This is a genomic window from Hymenobacter sp. HSC-4F20 (assembly GCF_019599275.1).
In the GTDB taxonomy this organism is placed as follows: domain Bacteria; phylum Bacteroidota; class Bacteroidia; order Cytophagales; family Hymenobacteraceae; genus Hymenobacter.
The window spans coordinates 676,063-698,798 of sequence record NZ_JAHZTD010000001.1; the positions used below are offsets into that span (position 1 = coordinate 676,063).

Below are 22,736 nucleotides of genomic sequence, written 5' to 3' on the forward strand. Positions count from 1 at the left end.
GACTCCAGCAAGTCCAGCCTGATGACCTACCCGCCCGAGGACGTGGTCAACGCCATGTTGCACCTCCATGAGCAGACCCCGCACATCCACGCCACGGTCGTGCCCATCGACTCGGCCGCAAGCTCAATTGCCGGGCGATGCTAGACGACCGACAGAAGATGCGCGACATGCAAACCAGCTTTGCGGCCAAGGTAGCCCCGCTCGGGCTGCAGCGCGGGGTGGAGGGCAGCCCGGCTCAGCATCAGAAAGTGAAGCGCTTCTACGGGTTGGTCAAGGAGCTCAACCCGCAGCGCCAAGTAGCCCAGCAGAGCATCCGCCAGGCTGGACAGCAGCACAGCCGCAGCGGTGGAGTAGGCATGTAAAGGCTATGCCCTACTTAAATCACCCTTTGAAATTACAAACGAATGTCCACGCGGATGCTCTTAGAGTTGATTTCCTGGGCGTAAACAAGTGTGTCCTGGCGAGCTTGCTTTACTTCAATGGCCAGGTAACACAGCAGCGGGAATCTGGTCGTAAAACGTCCCTGCGCATCCGTGGTTAGCGTATCGTGCCGGTACCCGTTGTAACTGTCATAGTCTCCGCCCCGGTAATAGGCCGTTTCCAGATATAGCACGGCCCCCTTTACCGGCTGTTGGGTTCGCCGGTCCGTCACAGTGCCAACAAGGCAGGCATTTTCTACGTCTTTGGGCCGGCATCTGACCAGCGCAAGCAGCAGTAACAATGTCCATCTTGGGCGCATAAGGGCAGAGGCGTGGCCGTTGCAAAGGTAGGCAGCAGCATTTAACTGGCCTATTGCTATTTGGACCGTTTGAATACCCCCCAAAACCCTAGTCTTTTAGGGAGCTGCACGATTGGATCCCTCACAATTGGGCCCTTCCACTCGTTAGGCGGAATCATCTTCAGGTAGTCATCGCCCACGTACAGCGTTACTTCGAGACTTGGATCCTGCTGATGCAACCGCAAAGCAAACTGCTCGGCCTCCGCCAAGGAATCAAAGTAGTGATAGGGTATTACTGCCTCTACATCTGCTGGATGCGAGTACACCGTTTTGGCGTCAGTATTCATTACTTGCCCCGTGGCGCGTTGGCAAATCAGGACTTTGTATGTGGGAGTCATGGCGATAAGGGAATGACTGCTGGAACGCTTCTTTCCTTTTACGGCCAGCTGCTGCGCAGCACTAAGCGCCTCGTCAAAGTACCACGCTGGCACCAAGCCGCGCAGGGAGGAGAAACCACCATTATTCCGAGCCGGGGTGTATAACGTATGTTATATTAAGGGACGAAAATCAGACAAGGAAGAAGCTTTCTAGTAGCTCACACTATGGGAAAAGCCTTTTTCGGGCACCCTTGATAGAAAGCGTAGTAGCTTATCGGTATCAGCAATACTCCAGCGCGGCCACTACATCCTCATGGCGGAACTGGTAGCCGGTTAGCTCCCGAATCAGCGAAGAATCAATTTGCTTGCCCCCTGTAGTTTCTTCCAGAAAGGTAGGCGGCTGCAGCCCCAGGCGCGTGGCCGCGGCCGTGTAAAACGCGCGGCGGGTAGGATGGGTAGCCGCGCTGGCATTGAACGTGTGGCCCCACAGATTCCGCTCAATAATGCAGGTGAGCAGGCTGATGCAGTCTTGCAGGTGAATCAGGTTGACAGGAGCTTCCCCGTGTGGTACACCGGCGCGGCCGGCCAGAAAACGGCCTGGGGACCGGCCCGGGCCAATCAGTCCGGCTAGGCGCACTACCGTATGAAACGGCGGCTGAAACAAGGCCTCGGCCTGAAGTAATGGTGCCTCTGCCGTAAAGGCCGCCAGCGCGTCCGACTCCTGCATGAGGCGAGGCTCGTCGGCATAGACGCCGGTAGAGCTAACCAGCAGCACGTGCCGGACGCCGGACAGCACGGTCGCCTCGGCTACCGGTCGTAACAGCGCGGGGTAGGCCTGCGGGGAGCCCGCCGCACGGGTAGGCGGCACGTTCAGCACCAGCACATCAACCCCATGCAGCAAGGCTTGCAGAGTATCTGCGTCGGTAGGAGTCAGGCTAGGGGCCAGGCGCAGCAGAAACGGCCGGATACCGGCGTCGCGCAGAGTGAGCAACTGGCCGGGGGTAGTGGTGGAGCCGTGCACCGGGTAGCCAGCCCCGACCAGAGCCTGTGCCAGGGGTAACCCCAGCCAGCCGCAGCCCAGAACGGCCACCGTAGGGCGAAGGACGGAAGAAGTAGCGTCGGTCATGTGGGGGTAAAGGTGGCAAAAAATCTGAGCTGGGCAAGAAGGCCGGGAGGAATTGCCAAACTGTTACCTTGCGCCTCAACTAGTAGGCAAGCATACTACCTATGGCCGCTCCGTACCGCCTCTACTCTGACTACGCCGACGACTTTGAGGCCCGGGTGCGGCTGCTGCGGCCCGAGGAGGGTGGGCGGCAGCTGCCTCCTTATAACGGTATCCGCTGGGATTTTTGCTATGCGCATGACCAACCCATGCTCCGCTACATGTGGCTGTACCCCGATTTCTTCGACCCTGGAACCGGCAACTCCCTACGGGATGGGCTGCCTTTGCCCGTTGATGCATGGCTACACGCACGGATTCCTATCTTTCTTGCCGCCGCCCGGCCCTTTCACCAGCCGAAACTTTGGCCCGGCACCAGCTTTTACTACTGCGAGGGTAGCCGGGTAGTCGCCGAGGGTACCGTTACCCGCCTGACCAGTTTGAGTACATTCCGGCCGTAAGTAAAATCACTGAACAGAATCTTCCCACTTCAATTTTCTCACCCTATGTCCTCAACTCACCCCTACGCCCAACCTATGCTGCGCGACAACGCCCTGCAGGGCAAAACCATTGTGGTAACGGGCGGCGGCACGGGCCTCGGCCGCGCCATGACCACCTATTTCCTGCAGCTTGGCGCCAACGTAGTCATCAGCTCCCGCAAGCTGGAAGTGCTCGAAAAAACCGCCGAGGAGCTGCGCCAGCAGACGGGCAACCAGGGCGTGCTGGCCGTGCAATGCGACGTCCGCAAGTACGATGAAGTAGAAGCGCTGCTCCAGAAAACCATCGACACGTTTGGCGGGGTAGATGTGCTGCTCAACAATGCCGCCGGTAACTTTATCAGCCCCACGGAGCGCCTCAGTCACAAGGCTTTTGATGTGATTGTGGACATCGTGCTGAAGGGTTCCTACAATTGCACCCTGGCCTTTGGCAAGCGCTGGATTGCCGAAAAGAAGCCCGGCACTATTCTTAACATCGTGACTACCTATGCCTCAGTGGGCTCGGCCTTCGTGGTGCCTTCGGCTACGGCCAAAGCGGGGGTGCTGGCGCTTACCCGTTCCCTGGCCGTAGAATGGGCCAAGTATGGTATCCGCTCCAACGCCATTGCGCCCGGCCCCTTCCCAACGGAAGGCGCTTGGAGCCGCCTGTTTCCCGAGCCCCTGGCTTCCAAGCTCGACCCGGCGGCTTCCGTGCCACTCAAGCGGGTAGGCAATCATCAGGAACTGGCCAACCTGGCCGCCTACATGGTTTCTGACTTCTCGGCCTACATGAACGGCGAGGTAGTAACCCTCGATGGGGGCGAGTGGCTTAACGGAGCCGGGGAGTTCAACAAGCTCGAACTTCTAACCCCGGATATGTGGGACCACATTGAAAAAACCATGCGCCGCTAAAAACTTGTTTTACAACGAATAAGCACGGACCAGTCGGACTTGCCAGATATTGGCCGGCAATAAAAAAGCCTCGTTCTCACGAGGCTTTTTTATTGCGGTGCGTGCTTCTGCTGTCTGGCGAGCAGGCGCAGTAAAGTGTCGATAACAACCAGCTAACACGGCTCCGAAGTAACTCCGTAATTAGAGTTTGTATCCCTTAAACTCCTTCGTGAACTCTTGGGCGGGAATGGGTTGGTTGGCGATAATGTCGCTGAACTCAAACTTTTCGAACAGCCCTTTGTCGTCGTTTACCTGAATGGAGAGGGGTAGGGTCAGCTTTTGATCCACGGCAATAATGACGCGGCGGCCGTACGCATTGGGCACTTGCAGGGTGCGGCCCGCAGGCACGGTAGCGCCGGGCGTGAGGCCGTTGCGCTCCAGAATCCGATACTCGCCACACCCAAACCGGTTGGCAATGGAAGTAACGGTTTCGGCCTTAGTGGTTTTGTAGGGTACGTAGCGGAACTGGGGGTAGTCGGCGCGTAAAATGTAAGCCGGGCGGCCCTGCACGGTGGTGTCGCCAGCGTAACGGAAGCTTTTCTCGAAGCTACGGTCCAGGCGCTGGCTGGAGCCGCGCAGTAGCTCGGCAATGGTGCCGTAGCCCGCATCGAGCACGCTGTGGTGCTGGGTTTTGCGCATTAAGCTGCCCAGCGGATCAAGGCTGACGGTGACGTAGGGGAAGCTGTTGGGGTACACCCAGGCGTCGCCGTCGTTTTGGCCCGTCACGTACAGCACCTCAATGCCCTTCTGATTGCGCAGGTACACTTTATAGGGCTTAAACGCCATTTTCATGCTGGTACGCGCCTGCTGGTAGCTACCCTCAATCCGCTCCTGAGCGCGCACGTTGCAGCGCAGCGTTTTCAGATTTTCAATGGCTGCCGTAAGGCGAGCAATGAGCTGTTCGGTAGTCGGTTTGGGGTCGGCTGGAGCGGCGGCTACACTGCCTGCCGCAAATAGGAGAAAAGAGAGTAATCGGAAATACCGAATCATGCAGAAAGCGAAGAAGGTAACTACTTAAAAATAGGACGAGTGGGCTAGCAGAAATCGAGCCGGAAGGGCAGAAGCTGAAGCGTTGCACGGGCCGCGACACCGAGCGCCGGGTGTTTCTGGTGACGCCAGCGTTTAATGGCCCTGTCTCCGGGCACACCCTCTTTTTAGTTAAGACTAATGCGGGGAAAGCGGCTGGCCGTGCTATCGAATACAAACAGCTCGTCGATTTCTATTTCGCGCAAAAACCGGTACAGCGGAAATTGCTCAACCACGGCCCGCACCGTAGCGGCATTCAAGCCATTGATGGTTACCCAGCCGCGGGTGCGGTCGGCGCTGATGGCGTAGGACTCCACAATGTTTTCTTCGATGAGCTGATTGATAAAGGCACGATGGCGCGGAATGAGGGCAATGAAATCCTCATCAAAAAAATCGGGCAGACGGAGCGTGACTACGAATTTGGCCATGAAGCAAGCAGCGGACAAAACCGTAACGCCTCCCGCGCAACGAAAGTTGGCCTTGAGACAGGTGGTGTAACTTTTTTTGAGCTGAGCCGGAATAGAGAGCATGCATTTTTCTGTAATCACTCCGACCCACAACCGCCAGGACTTTTTGCCCGAGGCCGTAGCCAGCGTACGCGCAACCGTATCGGCACCCCTGGATTTCTCCTTTGAACACCTGATTTGCGAAAACGCCAGCACCGACAACACCGCGGCCTGGCTGCGGGAAGCTGCCTCGCAGGAAGGCATCCCACTGCGAGTACGTGCCCAGGCTGAAAAGCTGCTGCCCGGTCCGGCCCGCAACCTGCTGATTCGGAAAGATGCGCCCACCGACGGTTGGATTGTGCCGCTCGACGACGATGACGTGCTGCTCCAACGCACGCTGTTTCACTACGCCACCCAGATTCAGCAGCACCCCGGCCGGCCGTGGCTGGTGGCCGATTTCCTGCGCGTGGACCAGGACCGGCGCTACCTCCCCCATGAGGACTATTACGCCTGGAAGTTCGACTCACCAACTGACATGCTGCGCGCCATATTTCGGGCTGAGCACTTTATCCAGGGCAATGTGTGCTACAGCCGCGCCCTCTTCGATGAGGTAGGCGGCTACGATGAGCAGATTGAAATGGCCGAAGACCTGGACCTGTACGTGCGGTTTCTGCTGGCCGGCCACGAGCCCGTTATTTGCCCACACATCAGCCATTTGCACCGCTTCCACACCAGCAACGTCAGCATCGGCGTCGATGCCGACAAGCATGGCCAAGACTTACAGGTGATTTACGATAAATACGCCGCGCAGCTGAAGGAGCGCGGTATTGAGCGGCCGGGGTAAGCTTCTGTCATAAACAGCGTCGTGGCGAGTGGAAGCAAGGCATCTGGTTGACTTCCAGAGGAAACGTAGATTTCTCGCTTGCCTACTCGCCATGACACCGTTTTACGGGTTTCGCTACTCTTTTACCACTACCCCGCCTTTCACTACCAACCGCACCTGCCGGAGCGCTTTGACGTCTTTGGTTGGGTCGCCGGGTACGGCGATGAGGTCGGCGAGCAGGCCGGGCTGGATGCGGCCCCGGTCGGGGAGCTGGAAAATGCGGGCATTGGTGCTGGTGAAGCCACGCAAAGCTTGAAGGGTAGTAAAGCCGTACTCCTGCACCAGTAACTCAGCCTCGCGCAGGTTGTCGCCGTGGGCGAATACGCCGACGTCGCCACCGTAGGCCAAATCCACGCCGCTTTGCAGGGCCGCTTTCACCGACTGCTTTTTCTGCTGGATGCGTTCCGGCTCGGGGTCTTGGCCTTTGCGCCAGCCGCGGTACTGGGAGGTAGCGTCGCCGGCGGCGACGGTGGGGCAGAGGGCTACCCCGCGCTGCTTCATGAGCTTGAATACTTCCGGAGTGCCGGCGTCGCCGTGCTCAATGGTTTGGACGCCGGCCAGGGTAGCGCGGCGCATGCCTTCGGGCGTGCTGGCGTGGGCTACTACCGGGCGCCCGGCGCTGCGGGCCGTCTGCACAATCAGGTTTAGCTCGTCCTGGGTGAAGGTGGGGCGGCTGGGCTCATTGGCTCCCCAGCGGTAATCGGCATATACCTTAATTACATCAGCGCCCTTACCAATCTGTTCCCGCACGGCCCGGATGATGCCATCCACACCGTCGGCTTCCTGCGCGCCCTGTGGCACGTCGAAGCCGGCAGCTAGCTTGGGGCCATAACTACCCGTAGCAACCAAGGCCCGGGTGGCTACCACCATGCGCGGACCCGGAATCAGCCCCCGGTCAATGGCTTGCTTCAGGCCCACATCGGCGTAGCCGGCGCCTTCACTGCCCAAGTCGCGGACGGTGGTAAAGCCGGCTTCCAGGGTGCGGCGGGCGTGAGCCGTGGCGCGGGCCACGCGCAGGGCTTCCGACTCCTGTAGCACCTGGTCGTTCCAGCTGGTTTCGTTGTAAGGGTGGAGCAGTAGGTGGGAGTGGCCTTCAATGAGGCCGGGCAACAACGTCAGGCCTGGCAACTCCAGGGTACGCGCGCCAGCTGGAGCTGTAAGCTGGGCGGCCGGACCTACAGCTTTAATTTTTTCACCTTCTACTAGCACTGCCCAGCCGGGGTGTAGGGTTTCGCCATCAAAGACGGCAGCCGGGTGGAGCAGCAGGGCGGGGGGAGGCGTTGGCGCGGAGGGTTGGGCTAGGGCGGTCAGGCCCGGGAGAAACAGGGTGACGAAGAGGGGTAGGCGCATAGAAAGACGAAAATACCGAACCATCACCTGTTAGATAAAGGCGGCAACTGCTTTTTCAAGTAAAAGGCATCAATAATAATCATGAAGGTGTCAACGCCAGGTCTTATGTCACTATTGTCAATTCCTATGCGGTAGTAGCCCTTTACTTTCGTTATGCTATCAGTGAGGGTAGCAGTTGGTGTGCACTCAATGGTTAATACATCCTTGCTGTCACTTAGCACTTCTCCATTAATATTGTTGTCGAATGAGTAGTCAAAGTAGATATCCTTAGCTGGTTGGTTCTTTCGAATAAAGCTAGCTATATCCTTGTTTCTTTTAAAAATCTTAATGACAAACGAAGAATTATATGTTATTGTGTCATTTGATATGTTAGTTAAATAACTATCTTCAGATGCTGCTGGTTGTTTGTTCTCTATATGAGCATCATTCTGGCTGCAAGAGCAAAATACATTTGCGAGTAATATTATTGTTGTACTATTAATTATAGTGCTAATATGTCTGTGAAAGGCATTTGTTTTTCTATGTAGATTATTGTTGTGGATGCGTTTTATGATCATGTGTTTTTGTATAATATTTATCAAGCCCATATGCTATTTATTGTTGCGGTATACTTTATCAAATTCTTTATGGTTCAAAAAGCTTAACTGCTGTTTCTCAATATCGAAGACCGAAACGTAGTCCTTACCCATAACAATGTGCTGAGGGGCAGGAAACGAATCTTTATAGAGAAGCAGAGAGCAAATATCCGTAGGAGTAATGTACGGGTGAGCTGGTAAGTGGCTATGCATGCCAGCACGAACGGTCTGAGAGCCTTCGGGTAGGCGCATAGCTAAGTAGCTGTTATGCAGGCGCTCTACCTTTTGTAGCTTACCGGCCGCCGTGAAGCGCAGCAGAAAATCGTTGCCGATGGGAAGTACACCTGCTTCCTGCGGCCCTACCAGCACATACGCCCTTGGGGTAGGCCCTTGGTCGAGTAGGATAATATTAGGACGAGTGTTTTCGGGAAACTGATAGGGTGCCCGCGCTACCTCCCCTGAAACTAACTCTTGTTCAACAGTTTCACGCAAGGCATATAACTTTTGCTCTCGCGCCGAGCCTGCACGAGTTCCTTGCTGGCGCGCGGCGGCTGGTTCAATAGCCGAACGGTGAAAGCTAAAGCTGTACGCTACTGTGAGGAGATTAGGAGCCGTACTTCTTTTCACAAAAACGGTTCGCACAGAGTCGCCATCGGCATAGGAAAAGTAGCCACCAAGCTGGCTCATATCTGGCTTGCGGGCCAGTAGCAAGTCAGTTGCTACCCAGGAAGCTCGCTCCGACTCGTATAAAGCTAGTCCCTCTTTTAGAATTTCTTGTTCTATTGCCTGGGCTTTAGGAGTTTGCGCGGAGGCTTGCTGCCATCCGCAGAGGCCCAGCAGAGCTACGGCCAAAAAAGGATATTTCATAGAATGATGCGGTAGAAAAGCAAATAAAAAGCTACGCCCGCCGGAAGTTATGAATTCCGGCGGGCGTAGCTTCTATGAGTTGTGGAAAACAACCTAGGCCTTCTCCTTGGCGGGCTTGCGCTTCACTTTGATTTTCTCCAGCTTCTTGCCATTCTCCGGGGTAGCAGCATCGCTCGGGCCACCTACTAAGGTCATTTCCTTTACTAAGTGGCCAGCGCCGGCGTACTTATCGACTACGAACAGCATGTAGCGGACATCGAGGGTGATGTTGCGCACCCGGTCGGGGTCGAACATGATATCGGACATGGTGCCTTCCCAGTTCCGGTCGAAGTTAGTGCCGATGAGTTCCCCACGGCCGTTGATGACGGGCGAGCCGGAATTGCCGCCGGTTGTGTGGTTGGTGGCAATGAAAGCAACCGGTACGCTGCCTTTGTAGGCATAGGGTCCGAAATCCTTGTTTTTATACAGCTCCGCGAGGCGGGCAGGCACTTCAAACTCCGGGTTGGTGGGGTCAGCCTTCTCCATAATGCCATCGAGGGTAGTATAGAAATCGTACTGGGTACCGTCGGCGGGCTGGTAACCGGCTACCTGGCCGTAGGCCACGCGCAGGGTAGAGTTGGCATCGGGGTAGAACTTGCGCTCCGGCTGCTGCAGGCGCAGGCCGGCTACGTAGGTGCGCTGGAGCAGAGCAATGTTGTCGGTGGCGGCGGTGTAGGTAGGCAGCACCTGCTGGCGGTAGGTAGTTACAATGGCCTGGGCCAGTTGCACGGCCGGATCCTGGCGTAGGCTCGTGACATTGCCTTTCGCTACCTCATCCAGCACCGTGTAAGCCGATTCCTGCGTGGTCAGGCGCGACTTACCGTAGAGCTGGGCCGCGTAGGCCGACCAACCCGCGGTAGCGTACTGCTTCTGCAGGTTCTTAACATAGGCGGGCAGCAGCGCGGCCGGGGTTCCGTTGGCGTAGAGGGGTAGGAGAGCGGTAGCCACCTTCTGGTCGGTGGGGGCGCTGTAGTTGCGGAAGAAGCCCACGGAGCCCTTTTTGGCTTTCTCGGCGGCAGCGGCCAGCTCTTCGGCAGAGGCTTTTTTGTCGGCCAGCTCCAGCAGGGGTAGCAGGCTGTTGGCATAGCTGACCAGCTCCACGCCCAGGGCGGCTTCCGTCACGTAATCGCGGGCCAGGGTGTAGTCCCGGACGGTGGCGTAGCTCTTTTGCAGCTCCGGCAGCAGCCCGGCAAAGGCCGCGCGGCGGGCAGCGTCACCACGTTCGGCCCACTTCTGGAATTGCGCTTCCTGCTGCTGCTTCACGCGCACGGCGTCCAGCTTTTTGAGGCCGCGGGTTTCCCCAATCCACTTTTTCCAGTAGTTGGCAATGCTGGCGTACTTGGCTGCGTACTGAATGCGCACTTTGTCGGAGGCCTTCATATCGGCATCGAGCACCTTCAGCTTGGCGTCGCGCACCTTGATCTTGGCGGGGTTCGAGAGGGAATACGTTTCGTCTACACCCCAGGAGGTCAGGTACTCATTCGTGCGGCCGGGAAAGCCGAACACCAGCGTAAAGTCGCCGGGCTGGATGCCGCTCAGGGAAATGGGTAGGTGGTGGCGGGGCTTGAAGGGCTTGTTATCGGGTGAGTAGGGGGCGGGCTTGTTGTCGGGGCCGGCGTAGATGCGGAAGATGCTGAAGTCGCCGGTGTGGCGGGGCCAGGCCCAGTTGTCGGTGTCGCCGCCGAACTTGCCGATGCTGCTCGGCGGAGCGCCTACCAGGCGGATGTCTTGGAACACCTCCGTCACGAACATATAGTACTCGTTGCCATTAAACATCGGGCGCACAAAGGCCTGGTAGTGCGTGCCCTGCACGGCGGCCTGGGCCACGCGCTGGCTATTCACCTGCACCAGCTTCTCGCGCTCAGCCTCCACAATGCCGGTGGTAGGCACGCCGGCCAGCACCTGGCTGGTCACATCTTCCATGCGCACAATGAAGGTAGCCGTCAGGCCGGGGTTGGGCAGCTCCTGGTCCCGGCTCATGGCCCAGTAGCCCTTGGTGAGGTAGTCTTTCTCGACGGAAGAGTGGCTCTGAATCTGGCCGTAGCCGCAGTGGTGGTTGGTGAGCAGCAGGCCCTGGTCGGAAATAATTTCGCCGGTGCAGCCGCCCCCAAACTGTACCACGGCATCCTTCAGGCTGCCCTGGTTGACGGAGTAAATCTGCTCGGCGGTGAGCTTAAGGCCTTTTTTCTGCATGTCGGCCTCGTTGAGCTGCTTGAGCAGCAGGGGCAGCCACATGCCTTCGTCGGCGCGGGCTTGGGGCAGACAGGAAAGGAGCGTGAGGGCCAGCAAGGCTAGCCGGGAACGTACGCGCATAAAAACTGAGATTGTGCTGCTGAAGGGTGGGCAGCGGAAAAGATGACGTAAAAGTAGCAAACCAGCTGCTTGCAGAATCGAACAAGGTATGGGGAAGTTCTTGTAGAAAGCCCGGGCCGCGCCCGAATGTGCTGCCGGGCGCGGCCCGGGCCGATGGTTGCGGTAGACTGCTCAAACAGCCTGCACAAAAACGCTACTCACGAAAAAGCCCTACCTCAACACTGAAGCTGAGGTAGGGCCGGGAATGGACCGAAGAAATTACCGCTAAGCCTAGGAGTGCCCCATTTCGGCTACGGCCGGAGCGTTTTCGGCGTTGGTGTTCGAGGCGGCGTACACCGGCTTGGCCGCAGCGGCCGGAATGTCGTCGGTTTCTTCCGAAGCGTGGGTCTGCTCCCACTCCCGGAACCGAGTGATTTCACCCTGGAATTTCTCCACAAACCAGCTCAGCAGCGCCAGGTCGTCCAGAAAGCCTACTACCGGCACAAAGTCCGGCACCAGATCCACCGGGGAGAGGGTGTAGAGCAGCACGCCCAGCGCCGACACGATGGTGCCCGTTTCAATCTGGCGGTAGTTGCCGCTCACGTAGTTGCGCACCAGTCGCACTACGGTGTACCCTACGTCGAAAAGCTGCTTGAATTTACTGTCTTTGCTTTCCTTGCTGGAGAGCTTGTTGGCTACCTCGTTCAGCACCATCACTACCTTGAAGGGGCGCCCCAGCAGCTTGCCGGCGCGGTTCAAGAAGACACTGAAGAGGGCGTTTTTGGAAATCGAAATACCTTTTTCTACGAGAGAAGCCATAGGGGTTGGGAAATGAAGCGTGTGCCTGCTCTACGCGGCCGGTGGGGCCGGTGTTGCCGCCGATAGCTCAGCCTGTACTAAGCAGGTAGGCGTAGTAGGCGGCAAACTCCCGGGCCAGGGCGTAGGCATCGCGCCCCTCGTAATAGGCCGCGTGCGCCCCGTACACCGTGGGCACGGCCTGCTGGCGCAGCATGAGTTTGGTGCGGCTCAGGTGAAAGAACTGCGACACAACCACCGCCGAGCGTAGGTGCCGGGCCCGCGCCAGCCGCCCGAAGTTACGGGCCGTAGCCAGGGTGTTGTCGCCGGCGTTATCCACCACAATGGCCGCCGGCGGCACCCCGTGCGCCACCAGGTAGCGCTGCATGGCCGTGCCTTCGTAATGGCCTTCCCGGCCCAGGCCCCCGCTCACAAAAATCAGCGGGCTGACTTCCTGGCCGTACAGCTCCCGGGCCTTGTCCAGCCGAGCCCGCAGCCGCTCCGATAGGCGGCCGTTGGGCTGCACGGTGTTGCCCAGTACCACCAGGCAGTCGGCGGGGCGCACGTCGTCGGTCAGGCCATCGAGGGTAGTAAGTAGCAGATGCAGCAGCACCCAGCTGCCGACCAGCAAGGCCAGCCCCAGGCCAATAGCTCTACTTTTTCTCACTTGTTTTAAGCGCGCAATGTCAGGTAGGAAAATGGCATCCGGCCGGGCACTATTCCATCAGGCACACCGTGCCGCCCACCCAATCCTTGTTCTTGTTGAAGTCAACGCCAATCATGGCGCCGCGGCTGAGGCGGCCGAGGTTGGTGAGCAGGGTAGGGCGCGGGTCGGCGTCACGCCAGGCGTAGAGCATCCGGATTTCGCACTTCACCAGCCCGTCGGGAGCCTGCACCACGGGTTCGTACTGTACCTTACGCTGGAGCAGGTAGTTGGCTTTGTCCGGAATGGCGTCCAGCTCGGCGGCCGTCACGTCGAGCTTTACCCCGCTGCCGGCGAAAGAATACAGGGGCTTGAGCACGTAATTTTCCAGGTCGGTGGGGTACTGGGTCAGCTGATCGAGGTAGTAGCTGGGCGGAATGTAGGGAGAATGAAGCAGGGGGAGGGTGTATTTGCTGATGCGGAAAAACCAGTTGGGGTGGCCGGCCCAGGTTACGTCCACGTCATCGGTAAAGCGAAACTCGGGGCGCAGGTCGGGGTAGCGGGCTAGCTCATCGAAGATGACGCGGTTGTAGATGCGCTTGATGGGAATGCGGCGGCCGTCCCGCTCGTAGTACAGGTGGCGGCCGTCTTTCCGCACACTGGTCAGGCACACCGGCGCCACGCCCAGGTTGCGCCGGGTCAGCTCAAAATCGACGCGGGTTTTCTGCTTTTCCGGGAACAGCTCCAGCAGAATCACCTGCTCCGGGTCCTCGTCGCCCACAATGACCTCGCGCAAGAACGCCTGGTAGGAAGCCGAGTCGGGCACGGTGAACAGGTGGGAAACCGTATCGGGAATGGAAAACTGGGAGCGGTACAGCCCCGGCAGGTAGTCCTGGAAGGCGTACAGTGAGGGAAAGCCCTGCAGCTCAATTAGCTGGGGCTCCAGCTCGCCGGCTGCCGTGCGGCACACGGCGTAGTCGATGGCCAGAAACGTGGTGTGCGCGTTTTCGTGGGGCACGCGCAGGGCGGGGGGCACAGCCTGCGCGGTGCGGGCCTTGAAATCGGGCGCCGTCAGCACGTCGATGATGCTTTCTCCCGCCTGCACCAGCTTCTCGCGCAGGGCGGCCGGCACGAAGATGGGCGTCTCGGCCAAGCGGAAATCGAGCTGACCGGGCAACTGCTGCTCCACGGTAGCGAGTAGGGCCTGGTAACGCGCGGGGCTGAAGGCTTGGTTGTACGGGGCGCGGAGTTCGGGAATCATAGCGGGAGGCGGCAAGTAAGGCGGATAAAGCAATAACGCGCGCAGGATACGGAATCTACGCCACCTAACGAAAACAGGCGGCCCCGTTGGGGCCGCCTGTTGGTTATCGGGTGGGGGCCAGCGGTGCCACCGCGGGGGCCAGGGCTGCTACGGCCTGCGCCAGGAAGCGGGGAAGGATGGCGGCTTCGGTGCGGGCAATGGCCTCGGGGTCTTCCAGCAGGCGCACCATGTCGTGGTACTTGGCCTCGCCGTGAGCCTCGATTACCTGCTGGCGCTTTTCTTCGGTACGGAAGTGGCGCAGCATGCCTTCCCGGTCGGCCTCGGGGTGAAATTGGGTGCCGAATATTTCCTCCGTGAAGCGTAGGGCCATGAGGGCGCGCTCCAGGGGCACGTGGGGCCGGTCCTTCTCCAGCACCAGCACCTCCACGCCCAACTCGGCGAGGCGCTCCGCATTTGGCTGGGTCAGCTGATAATCCCGCGAGTCTACGGCATAAAATGGGTCGGGCAGGGTGCGCAGCAGCGGATCAGTTTGACCGGCGTCGGTCATGTGCATCGGAAAAATACCAAACGACGTGGATTTGCGCTTGCTCAGGGTGCCGATGCCCAGGTGGCGGCTCACGAGCTGAAAGGAGTGGCAGATAAGAAACACGTACTTCTTGCGCTCCTGAGTCCGGTTCCAAGCCAGCAGCGCATCCATCAGCGCAAAGTAGGGCTGCTCCCAGGGCTCGGTGCTGGGTAGCGGACTGCCGGGGCCGCCGCTGGAAATATAGATGTCGTAGTCGAGGCCCGGCAGCTCACCGTTGGCGCGCACGTTAAATACCTGGTAGGTAAGGGGAACCGGGCTGGCTTGTTGGGCTTGGTGTACGAGCTGGCGGATGCAGCGCATTCCCTCATTAGGGAAGTTGTCGTACATATCCAGAATGGCAATTTGCAAAGGCTTCATGGCAATAGACCACCCCCGGGGAGCGGGCATAATTCAAGCAAAACCCGCCCCACTTAGCACCGGGTGCTGAGCAGCAGAGCAGGCGAAAAACAAATACGCCCCGGCGCTACGGCCGGAGCGTACCTGCAAAAATACTAAAACAGCCCGTATGAAGTTTCGTTCACGATGAAATCGACTACCTGCCGGAGGTCGTTGGTTTCCCGGAACACGCGCAGCTGCCGGTCGGCGCCGGTGCCCATGTCCATCATCTGCTGAATGTATTCCACTTCTTTGCGGCTGCCCAGCTCATCCAGCACGTCATCCACGAATTCCAGCAGCTCGGCAATCAGCTCCCGGGTGGGCACCTCGGCTTCCTTACCGAAGTCGATGAGCTTGCCATCGAGGCCGTAGCGGGCGGCGCGCCACTTGTTTTCGTTGATGAGCGCCCGGCGGTAGAGGCGGAAGTTGAGGTTCTGCGACTTGAGCTTGTAGATTTTGGCTACCACTGCCTGCATTACGGCCGCCAGGGCCACGGTTTCGTCCACGCGCAGGGGCATGTCGCAGATACGGTACTCAATGGTGTCGAAGAAGGGGTGCAGGCGCAGGTCCCACCAAATCTTCTTGCCGTTATCAATGCAGCCGGTTTTCACCAGCAGGGCAATGTACTCGTCGTACTCACTGGCGCTGGTGAAATAATCCGGAATGCCCGTGCGCGGGAACCGCTCGAACACTTTAGTTCTGAAGGATTTATATCCGGTTTCGCGCCCCTCCCAGAAGGGCGAGTTGGTACTCAGAGCAAAGATGTGAGGCAGAAAATAGCGCAGCGTGTTCATCACGTATACGCCCAGCTCCCGGTTTTCGAGCCCAATGTGCACGTGCATGCCGAACACGAGGTTGGAGCGGGCCGCCTCCTGCAGCTCTTCCACAATCTTGTCGTAGCGCGCATCGGGGGTAATGGGCTGGTCCTGCCAGCGCGAAAAGGGGTGAGTGCCGGCCGCCGCAATTTGCAACCCGGCCTTCGCAGCCAGGTCAATGACCATGCGGCGCAGGTAGGTTACCTGGTCGCGCGCTTCCTGGATGTTGCGGCAGATAATGGTGCCGACTTCCACCACCGACTGGTGCATTTCCGCCTTCACCTGCTCCTGTAACACTACCTTACCACCCTCCACAATCTCCGACATGTGGGAGCGAAGGTCCCGGGTTTCCGGGTCAATGGTCTGAAACTCCTCTTCTATTCCAATCGTGAATTCGGGCATGGTCGGGAGGAAATAAACGTACGGAAATTGTTCTGCCGGGGGAAGGGCAAGCACCGGAGCGTAGCGGGGTGCTGATGCCCTCCGGTTCTTGCCCTTCGCGTAGGAAGGTACACCAATAAAGTGGAGCTATTCAGCCGTTTTTTGCGTCCTGGACTTCGGCGCTACCACCGCCCCGTCCGTCTGTTTAGGCGCGGCGGCTTTCTTCGGGGCGGGCGCCGCGCCACTGGCCGCCGATTGGCGCACGAACGTGCCCCAGGTCAGGTTGTCGGCGCCGGGCTTCTGGGCTTTGGCCCGGCTGATGGCCAGGTTGGCGGCGGCTTCCACTACCCACTCGAAGTTCTGCTGGCCCACGGAATGCACGTCGGCGTCGGGGGCGGGGTTGCCAAAGTCAATGGCCAGCGGAATCCCGTCGCGCACGGCAAACTCCACGGTGTTGAAGTCGTAGCCCAGTCCCTGGTTGAGCTTGAGCACGTAGTCTTTCATGGTGGCCAGCAGCTTTTTACTGGCTGCACCGGTGGTTTTCATCTCGGTGGCGTAGCGCAGGTGGGGCTCGTTGCGGGGCTCGTAGGGCATAATAAGCACTTCCTTGCCCCCGATGCAGTAGCAGCGGAAGTAGTCGGTGAAGTCCACCGCCTCCTGGAGCAGCATCACCAGCTGGCCCGTTTCATCGTAGGCGCGGAAAAACTCCTCGGCGTTGTCGAGCTTGTATACGTTTTTCCAGCCCCCGCCCGAATGCGGCTTCATAAAGGCCGGAAAGCCGATTCGCTCGAAGGCCGCTTCCCAGTTGGTCCACTCCAGGTTGCGGAACGAGTTGTGGTTCGTGTCGTGAGGGCGCTCCTTGGAGGGGAGCAGCAGGGTGCGGGGCACGGGCACGCCTAACTGCACGGCCAGGGCGTTGTTGAAGAATTTCTCGTCGGCCGACCACCAAAAAGGGTTGTTAATCACGGCCGTGCCGGTGAGGGCGGCGTTCTTGAGGTAGGCCCGGTAGAAGGGCACGTCCTGCGAAATCCGGTCGATGATGACGGCGTAGTCGGTGGGCACGGCCTGCTCTACCTGCTCAATGCGCACGAACTCGGCGGCAATGCTGGTGCCGCTCGTTTTCTGGTTAACGCGGTCCACGAAGGCCTGGGGGAAGGTGTTTTCCTGACCGAAGAGAATGCCAATCTTTTTCATAAGCAGGGCCCCGGCTGCGGCGGCCGGGGAAAGTTTAAGTGGAAGGAGAGTACAGGTTGGGGGAGTAGGAAGGGGTAGGGCGGTTGAAGGGGGTAGCCCAGGGCATGGAAAGGGCTAGACAAACGACAAGTAGTGCGGAAACATGGCCCGCCACACGGGCCAGTCGTGGGTGCCGGGGCGCACGTCGAGCCAATGCCGGATGCCTTTGCGGTGCAGGATGTCCGACATCTGGAAGTTGGAGCCCTTGCAGAAATCGTCTTCGGCCGTGCCCAGCACAATGTTCATCTGGTAGAAGTGCTCGTTCTGGGCATCAGGCATATAATCGGGCGGGTTGTTGAAATAGAAATTCTCATCGTAGTGCCCGTCCATGAACTGGCGCATATCGAAGGCCGCGCCCATGGAGAAAAGATAGCCTACCTGCTCGGGGTGGCGGAAGGCGAAGTTGAGGGCGTGGTAGCCGCCAAAGCTACATCCGGCCACTGCTACTTTCTCCACGTGGCACTCGCCCTGCAGCAGGGGCACCAACTCGTGGCTGATCATGTGGTCGTAGCGGATATGGTTTTGTACCCGCTGGGCCGGGGGCAGGTGCTTGGCGTACCACGTGTGCGCGTCCACGCCATCCACGCAGTAAAGCTTGATTTTCTGGTTTTCCACAAACCACTGCGCGGCTTCCACTAGCTTAAAGTCTTTGGCTTCGTAGTAGCGGCCCCGGGAGGTAGGGAAGATGATGACGGGGTAGCCCACCTCGCCAAAGACCAGCATTTCCACGTCGTGGCCGAGGGTGGGAGAGTAAAAAGGGCGGTAGGCTTCCTGCAAAACAGAGAGGGGTATGCGGTGAATAATGGCAATAAGATGAGAATAAGTTGAAACTTATGAAACTCTGTACGTAAGCTGAGCCGCACGTGGCCAAGCCGAAAGGCAGTACCTTGTCGGCTCGTTGTGTTTTCTTGCCCCCGGACGATGCCCCGTTCTGCTTCCCCTGTAACGCGCCCCATGGTTCCCACCGTCCGGCGCGACGATTCATTGACTTCCCTGCACCTGCAGCGCCCCGTACGGCTGGAGGTAGTACTGCCCCCTGGCTATGACGCCGCGGCTTCCGCGCCCTACCCGGTGCTCTGCCTTAATGATGGCCAGGACCTGTGGCGGCTGCGCCTGCCGGCCACCCTGCGCGAGCTATACCGCCGCGGTGAGCTGCGGCCGTTCGTGCTCGTGGCCGTGCACGCCCACGAGCGAATTCAGGAATATGGCACCGCCAGCCAGCCCGACTATATGGGCCGCGGCAGCCGGGCCGGACACTACGCCTACTTCATTCGCGAGGAATTGCTGCCTCACGTCCAACAGCACTACCACGTCAGCGCCGACCCCGAGCAGGTGGTGTGGGCAGGCTGCTCGCTGGGCGGCCTCGCGGCGTTTGATTTTGTATGGCACAACCCTGGGGTGGCCCGGCGGGCGGGGGCATTTTCTCCCTCCTTCTGGTGGCGGCGCCGGGCCCTCGACGACGGCTACACCGATGCCGACCGGATTATGCATGGCCTGGTCCGGGCCACTCAGCCCCACCCCCAGCACCAGTTCTGGCTCCAAACCGGTACCCTCGACGAAACCAACGACCGAAACCAGAACGGCATCATCGACTCCATTGAAGACACCCTCGACCTGATGGCCCTGCTCGCGCGGCAAGGATTGCCCGAAGCAGCGGTGCGCTACGCTGAGGTAGTAGGGGGCCGCCATAACCAGCTGACCTGGGCGCGGCTGCTACCGGATTTCCTGCGCTGGGCCTTCGGCGCGGCTGGTACTGCCCTGGGGCCGCCGCCGAATGAACTGCCCGCAACAAGCCCGGCGGGGTCATGGTCCAGCCGGTTGCGGCGGGCCGGACGCCGCAAGCTGTTACCTTCGCAAGCTGCGGCACCTGCTACATCTCCTGCCCCGCCTAGTGCTATGAACCACCTGACCACGCGCCCCGGCGCCGCCGAGTACGCGCCCTACTACGATACCTACATTCGCCTTATCCCGGAAGGCCACAATCCTCTGCAGCAGCTACAAGAACAGCCCACGGTTCTGAAGCAACTGCTCCAGGGGCTGACCGACGAGCAGGCCCGACTGCGCTACGCCCCCGGCAAGTGGAGCATCAAGGAAAGCCTGGTGCACGTGCTCGATACGGAGCGCATTTTTGCCTACCGCGCCCTGCGCATCGCCCGTGGCGACACCACGCCGTTGCCCGGATTCGAGCAAAATGATTACGTGCCCGCCTCCGGCGCCGACGAGCGAAGCCTAGCCGACATTTTACGCGAGTACGATGCGGTGCGCGCCGCTACCTTAAGCTTCTTCAGCTCACTGCGCCCCGAGGACTATGAGCGAACCGGCACGGCCAGTACTTTCCCCGTGAGCGTGCGGGCCCTGGCCTACATGGTGCCCGGCCACGAAGCGCACCATCTGCGCCTGCTCACGGAGCGCTACCTCCCGCTGCTGGAGTAGTACGTACTTTCAGCCGGCTACAACACCCACTCAGTTTGGCTCGTTAGAGTAGTTAAATACTTCCTCTTAAAAATCCCTACCATCATGGCTAAAGCCCAGGAACCCCGCAAAGAAAAAAAGAAAGAGCCGGCTAAAACCACCAAGGAAAAAAAGGCCGCCAAGGAAGAGAAAAAAGCTCTGAAAGCGCGTCAGCAAGAGTAGTGCCACACAGCCTGAGTAGTTTACTGCTCAGGCTGTTTTTTTAATTTATTTTATATCTATAGATAAATAGAGCGCCTGCTAACAAAGCGGAATTAACTATGCACTTCCTACTTAGCACGGAATACGTGCGGGATGAAATATGGCGGGCGTCTGACGGTATTGCTGCTAGCCAAGGCAATTTAAAACCCGTCAAGTTATTCGTGTTCTACGAGCGGTACCCCATGCGCATATAGGGGAACGGATTTTGTAAATTTTTGCTCTGCAAGCCGCCCGAGAACCAGATTCCTGGCTCAGGAAGTGGCCGGCAAAATACCAGAGGAAATACCCCAATACTAAATACGTGCCTCCTATCATTACTCAAAAGATATTTGGCTGCCTGGGATGAGAATATTGCGCAGTTTCCGTTTCGGCTAGCGCCTACTTATGGTCAGGAAATACTGGCTGACACGTTGCAAAGAATTGCGGAAAAGGATTTACCGGAGGAAGAAAAAAGAAACTAAAAGCTATGCGGTGGTGGGTGGAAAGGTGCCAGAATAAATAGGCCAGCGCATTATTTCTACAGGGTATAATACACTTCTTTCTGCTTGTCGTGGTGCTTGATGTAGCCGTGCAGGGTTAATTTAATTAAGGTGCGGTAGGCCCGGCGCTGCCCGATGTTGAGCAGCTTCATGTACTGGGCCAGCGTGATGCGCGGATTTTTCTGCAGGTAGTCCAGTACGGCTAGTTCTTCTCTGTTCAGCGGGATGCGTTCAAACCGGGGGCTTTGGTCGGCTTGCCCCAGCGCTTTTTCCGTGAGCTGGCTGGTTTGCACGCTTTCGTCGCGCACGCGCACGTAGGCACGCCAGTCGCCCTCGGCTACCTGCGCCCGGTGGGGTTTGCGGGAGCTTTCGGCCACCGTTACCACCAGTACCACCCGGTCATCCTCCTCAATCTCCTTGAAACGCAGCTCCAGCGGCGGATCGATGTAGTGCTCAGCGGCTTCACGCAGCTGGTAGATTTCCTCTTCCGCGTCGCGCACCCCCACAATGCGGCCGTCGTCATCTACGCCCACCAGCACCCGGCCGCCGTGGGTGTTGGCCAGAGAAGCCAGCGTGCGGGCAATGCGGGTAGGGTGGGTGGTGCGCTTCTTGAACTCCAGCCGCTCACCCTCCCCTTGCCGAATCAGTTCCCGTAAGTCAGTCATGTCGTACCGGTCAGTGCCGCCCCGAAGGGAGAGCTAGTATAGTAGCGTAACGCGGAAACTAAAAAAAGGTGGCTGCAGAACTCGCTGCTGCTTATTCAATACCCGTTTCCTCGGCTGAGATGCGCCAGAGGCGGCTGGCCTCAGTCCGGCTTTGGGCGCGCTCCGAAGTACGGGCCGGGCGGCTGTTGGAAAAGTAGCGCCCGCTTACCCGTGCTACCTCCGGGGACGTAGCCAGGTAGAGGCTGGTTTGCGCGCCCCGTTCGGGCGAAATCATCAAGGGCTTGGCTGTCCACCACAACGCCTTCATGACGGGAGAGGTGTCGGGGCGGATCAAGCCGGTATCCACCATGCCCGGGTGCAGGCAGTTGGCCGTAATGCCGGTCAGATCGAGGCGGTGGGCCAGCTCACTCGTGAACAGAATGTTGGCTAGCTTGGAGTCAGCGTAGGCCGTGAGCCAGCTGTACTTATCGGGCGAGTTGCGCACGGTTCGGTCGGGCTCAATCTCGCCTACCCAGTGTGCCATTGAGGAAACTGTAACAACCCGGGCCTGGCCCGCGGCATCCAGCAGGGGCAGGAGCAGGTTGGTCAGGGCGTAGGGGGCCAGGTGGTTGGTAGCCCAGCTTAGCTCGTGTCCCTCCTCGGTGAGGGTAAACCGGCCCGGCATAATACCCGCATTGTTTATCAGAATATCCAGCTGGCTTAGCTCGCGTTGCAACTCTTCTGCCAGCGCCCGTACATTCCGCAGCAGCGAGAGGTCGTAGCATTTCAGGTGCACCGGAGCCTCCGGACCCACGGCCAGCTGAACGGAAGCCAGTGCTCGGGCTGCCTTGTCGGCGTCGCGGCCCACCAGCAGAACGCGGGCCCCCTGCCGGGCCAGCTCCCGGGCCGTCACCAGCCCGATGCCGCTGGTAGCGCCCGTGACCAGGGCCGTTTTTCCAGAAAGCGGGAGAGAAGTAATCATACAGAGAAAAATCGAGCCTGGCAGTTAGCCGGTGGTAGTGCGCGCCACTGCCCGTTGAGTGAACGAAGAACGCGCTGCCGGAATGACGTACGGAAAAAGCGCCGGGGGGTATGCCACTACTACCGGTTGGTAGCGCTTAAGTGCGCCGGGAGCTCACAAAATTCTGGCCATAGCGCAGCAAAAAGCCGCTCCCCGGAAAGGAAGCGGCTTTGCGTACACTGCGTAGGCCAGGGTGATGACCTGGGTTAGAAGGGCAGGTCGTTGTCGTCGTCCGAGGCAATAGGGGCGGCCGAAGCGCGCAGATTCGGGTTCTGGTTCTGGGCCGGAGCCGCGGCCCGGGGAGCCGACTGCTGGTAGTTGCTACCACCCTGAGGAGCCGAAGCGCCTCCACCAGCACCGGACTCGATGCGCCAGGCTTCGAGGTTGGTGAAGTACAGCATCTGGCCGTTTTTGTTGAACCCGCGGCCCCGCAGGTTAAAGGAGATTTTCACCTCGTCACCCACTTTGTAGGAGTCGATGAGGGCAGTCTTATCCTGTACCAGCTGGAACTTGATATGCTCGGGATACTGGCCGTCTACGACCTCCAGCACGAACTCGCGCTTGCGGAATTTCTCGCTCACCTGCTGTTCGTCGAAAATCTCGTGCAGGCGGCCGGTAGCTTCGTAAGCCATAAGAAGAATATGTTTGGGGAGTTGAAAACAGTAAACCAA

At 59.0% G+C, this 22,736-nt stretch carries 25 protein-coding genes; 7 read left to right on the top strand and 18 right to left on the bottom strand.

Annotation, left to right across the window (positions count from 1 at the left end):
• The first annotated feature begins 21 nt into the window (after positions 1-21).
• Both K3G63_RS23135 and K3G63_RS02810 read left to right on the top strand, forming a co-directional pair.
• A complete protein-coding gene (locus tag K3G63_RS23135; RefSeq protein ID WP_220612566.1) occupies positions 22-144 on the top strand; it encodes a plasmid recombination protein in 123 nt (40 codons plus the stop codon).
• A complete protein-coding gene (locus tag K3G63_RS02810) occupies positions 138-362 on the top strand; it encodes a plasmid recombination protein (protein WP_220612567.1) in 225 nt (74 codons plus the stop codon). The genes K3G63_RS23135 and K3G63_RS02810 overlap by 7 nt, the downstream gene beginning before the upstream one ends.
• 32 nt (positions 363-394) lie before the next feature.
• Here the strand turns inward: K3G63_RS02810 and K3G63_RS02815 are convergent, their stop codons facing one another.
• Positions 395-652: a hypothetical protein gene (locus K3G63_RS02815; RefSeq protein WP_220612568.1), complete on the bottom strand. Its 258-nt coding sequence runs from the start codon at positions 650-652 to the stop codon at positions 395-397.
• A gap of 476 nt (positions 653-1,128) precedes the next feature.
• Between K3G63_RS02815 and K3G63_RS22685 the strand changes: the two genes are divergently transcribed.
• On the top strand, positions 1,129-1,260 hold the full coding sequence (locus K3G63_RS22685) for a hypothetical protein (protein WP_259404241.1): 132 nt from the start codon (positions 1,129-1,131) through the stop codon (positions 1,258-1,260).
• A gap of 115 nt (positions 1,261-1,375) precedes the next feature.
• Here the strand turns inward: K3G63_RS22685 and K3G63_RS02820 are convergent, their stop codons facing one another.
• Complete coding sequence (locus K3G63_RS02820) at positions 1,376-2,221, bottom strand: SDR family NAD(P)-dependent oxidoreductase (protein ID WP_220612569.1); 846 nt, start codon at positions 2,219-2,221, stop codon at positions 1,376-1,378.
• A gap of 101 nt (positions 2,222-2,322) precedes the next feature.
• Between K3G63_RS02820 and K3G63_RS02825 the strand changes: the two genes are divergently transcribed.
• Both K3G63_RS02825 and K3G63_RS02830 read left to right on the top strand, forming a co-directional pair.
• Positions 2,323-2,715, top strand: a complete 393-nt coding sequence (locus K3G63_RS02825; protein ID WP_220612570.1) for a hypothetical protein — start codon at positions 2,323-2,325, stop codon at positions 2,713-2,715.
• Between the two features lie 45 nt (positions 2,716-2,760).
• Complete coding sequence (locus K3G63_RS02830) at positions 2,761-3,642, top strand: SDR family oxidoreductase (protein WP_220612571.1); 882 nt, start codon at positions 2,761-2,763, stop codon at positions 3,640-3,642.
• Between the two features lie 180 nt (positions 3,643-3,822).
• On the opposite strand, the gene K3G63_RS02835 is transcribed toward K3G63_RS02830, so the two are convergent.
• Together K3G63_RS02835 and K3G63_RS02840 are read right to left on the bottom strand one after the other, a co-directional pair.
• The gene (locus K3G63_RS02835) at positions 3,823-4,671 is read right to left on the bottom strand and encodes a DUF1571 domain-containing protein (RefSeq protein WP_220612572.1); all 849 of its coding nucleotides are present in this window, start codon (positions 4,669-4,671) and stop codon (positions 3,823-3,825) included.
• Between the two features lie 164 nt (positions 4,672-4,835).
• Positions 4,836-5,135: a hypothetical protein gene (locus K3G63_RS02840; RefSeq protein WP_220612573.1), complete on the bottom strand. Its 300-nt coding sequence runs from the start codon at positions 5,133-5,135 to the stop codon at positions 4,836-4,838.
• A 100-nt stretch (positions 5,136-5,235) separates the two neighbouring features.
• On the opposite strand from K3G63_RS02840, the gene K3G63_RS02845 reads away from it, so the two are divergent.
• Positions 5,236-5,997, top strand: coding sequence for a glycosyltransferase family 2 protein (locus K3G63_RS02845; RefSeq protein ID WP_220612574.1), 762 nt, complete (start codon positions 5,236-5,238; stop codon positions 5,995-5,997).
• Between the two features lie 114 nt (positions 5,998-6,111).
• Here K3G63_RS02845 and K3G63_RS02850 read toward each other — a convergent pair whose 3' ends face one another.
• The 11 genes from K3G63_RS02850 to K3G63_RS02900 all read right to left on the bottom strand — a co-directional run bounded on the left by K3G63_RS02850 (position 6,112) and on the right by K3G63_RS02900 (position 18,025).
• On the bottom strand, positions 6,112-7,386 hold the full coding sequence (locus K3G63_RS02850) for an amidohydrolase family protein (RefSeq protein WP_220612575.1): 1,275 nt from the start codon (positions 7,384-7,386) through the stop codon (positions 6,112-6,114).
• Between the two features lie 23 nt (positions 7,387-7,409).
• The gene (locus K3G63_RS02855) at positions 7,410-7,943 is read right to left on the bottom strand and encodes a hypothetical protein (protein ID WP_220612576.1); all 534 of its coding nucleotides are present in this window, start codon (positions 7,941-7,943) and stop codon (positions 7,410-7,412) included.
• 33 nt (positions 7,944-7,976) lie between these two features.
• Positions 7,977-8,828, bottom strand: coding sequence for a hypothetical protein (locus K3G63_RS02860; RefSeq protein ID WP_220612577.1), 852 nt, complete (start codon positions 8,826-8,828; stop codon positions 7,977-7,979).
• Positions 8,829-8,921: 93 nt separating this feature from the next.
• Positions 8,922-11,180 carry a S46 family peptidase gene (locus K3G63_RS02865; RefSeq protein ID WP_220612578.1) on the bottom strand — a complete coding sequence of 753 codons (2,259 nt, stop codon included), beginning with the start codon at positions 11,178-11,180 and terminating at the stop codon, positions 8,922-8,924.
• Between the two features lie 270 nt (positions 11,181-11,450).
• Positions 11,451-11,978, bottom strand: coding sequence for a YkvA family protein (locus K3G63_RS02870; RefSeq protein WP_220612579.1), 528 nt, complete (start codon positions 11,976-11,978; stop codon positions 11,451-11,453).
• 67 nt (positions 11,979-12,045) lie between these two features.
• Entirely contained in the window at positions 12,046-12,621 is a 576-nt protein-coding gene (locus tag K3G63_RS02875; protein WP_220612580.1) for a YdcF family protein, read from the bottom strand.
• Positions 12,622-12,670: 49 nt separating this feature from the next.
• Positions 12,671-13,858: a hypothetical protein gene (locus tag K3G63_RS02880; protein WP_220612581.1), complete on the bottom strand. Its 1,188-nt coding sequence runs from the start codon at positions 13,856-13,858 to the stop codon at positions 12,671-12,673.
• Between the two features lie 103 nt (positions 13,859-13,961).
• The gene (locus tag K3G63_RS02885; RefSeq protein WP_220612582.1) at positions 13,962-14,801 is read right to left on the bottom strand and encodes a type 1 glutamine amidotransferase; all 840 of its coding nucleotides are present in this window, start codon (positions 14,799-14,801) and stop codon (positions 13,962-13,964) included.
• A gap of 134 nt (positions 14,802-14,935) precedes the next feature.
• Positions 14,936-16,036: a carboxylate-amine ligase gene (locus K3G63_RS02890; protein ID WP_220612583.1), complete on the bottom strand. Its 1,101-nt coding sequence runs from the start codon at positions 16,034-16,036 to the stop codon at positions 14,936-14,938.
• A gap of 126 nt (positions 16,037-16,162) precedes the next feature.
• Positions 16,163-17,209 (bottom strand): RimK family alpha-L-glutamate ligase, encoded by a 1,047-nt coding sequence (locus tag K3G63_RS02895; RefSeq protein WP_220612584.1) that lies wholly within the window; start codon positions 17,207-17,209, stop codon positions 16,163-16,165.
• A gap of 114 nt (positions 17,210-17,323) precedes the next feature.
• Positions 17,324-18,025, bottom strand: coding sequence for an alpha/beta hydrolase-fold protein (locus K3G63_RS02900; protein WP_220612585.1), 702 nt, complete (start codon positions 18,023-18,025; stop codon positions 17,324-17,326).
• A gap of 177 nt (positions 18,026-18,202) precedes the next feature.
• Here K3G63_RS02900 and K3G63_RS22690 point away from each other — a divergent pair, with 177 nt between their 5' ends.
• Entirely contained in the window at positions 18,203-19,681 is a 1,479-nt protein-coding gene (locus tag K3G63_RS22690) for an alpha/beta hydrolase-fold protein (protein WP_259404242.1), read from the top strand.
• A gap of 757 nt (positions 19,682-20,438) precedes the next feature.
• On the opposite strand, the gene K3G63_RS02915 is transcribed toward K3G63_RS22690, so the two are convergent.
• From K3G63_RS02915 to K3G63_RS02925, 3 genes are all read right to left on the bottom strand, one after another.
• Positions 20,439-21,065, bottom strand: coding sequence for a helix-turn-helix domain-containing protein (locus K3G63_RS02915; RefSeq protein ID WP_220612586.1), 627 nt, complete (start codon positions 21,063-21,065; stop codon positions 20,439-20,441).
• Between the two features lie 91 nt (positions 21,066-21,156).
• The gene (locus K3G63_RS02920; RefSeq protein WP_220612587.1) at positions 21,157-22,026 is read right to left on the bottom strand and encodes an SDR family oxidoreductase; all 870 of its coding nucleotides are present in this window, start codon (positions 22,024-22,026) and stop codon (positions 21,157-21,159) included.
• 245 nt (positions 22,027-22,271) lie between these two features.
• Positions 22,272-22,697, bottom strand: coding sequence for a DUF3127 domain-containing protein (locus tag K3G63_RS02925; RefSeq protein ID WP_220612588.1), 426 nt, complete (start codon positions 22,695-22,697; stop codon positions 22,272-22,274).
• Between the last annotated feature and the right edge of the window lie 39 nt (positions 22,698-22,736).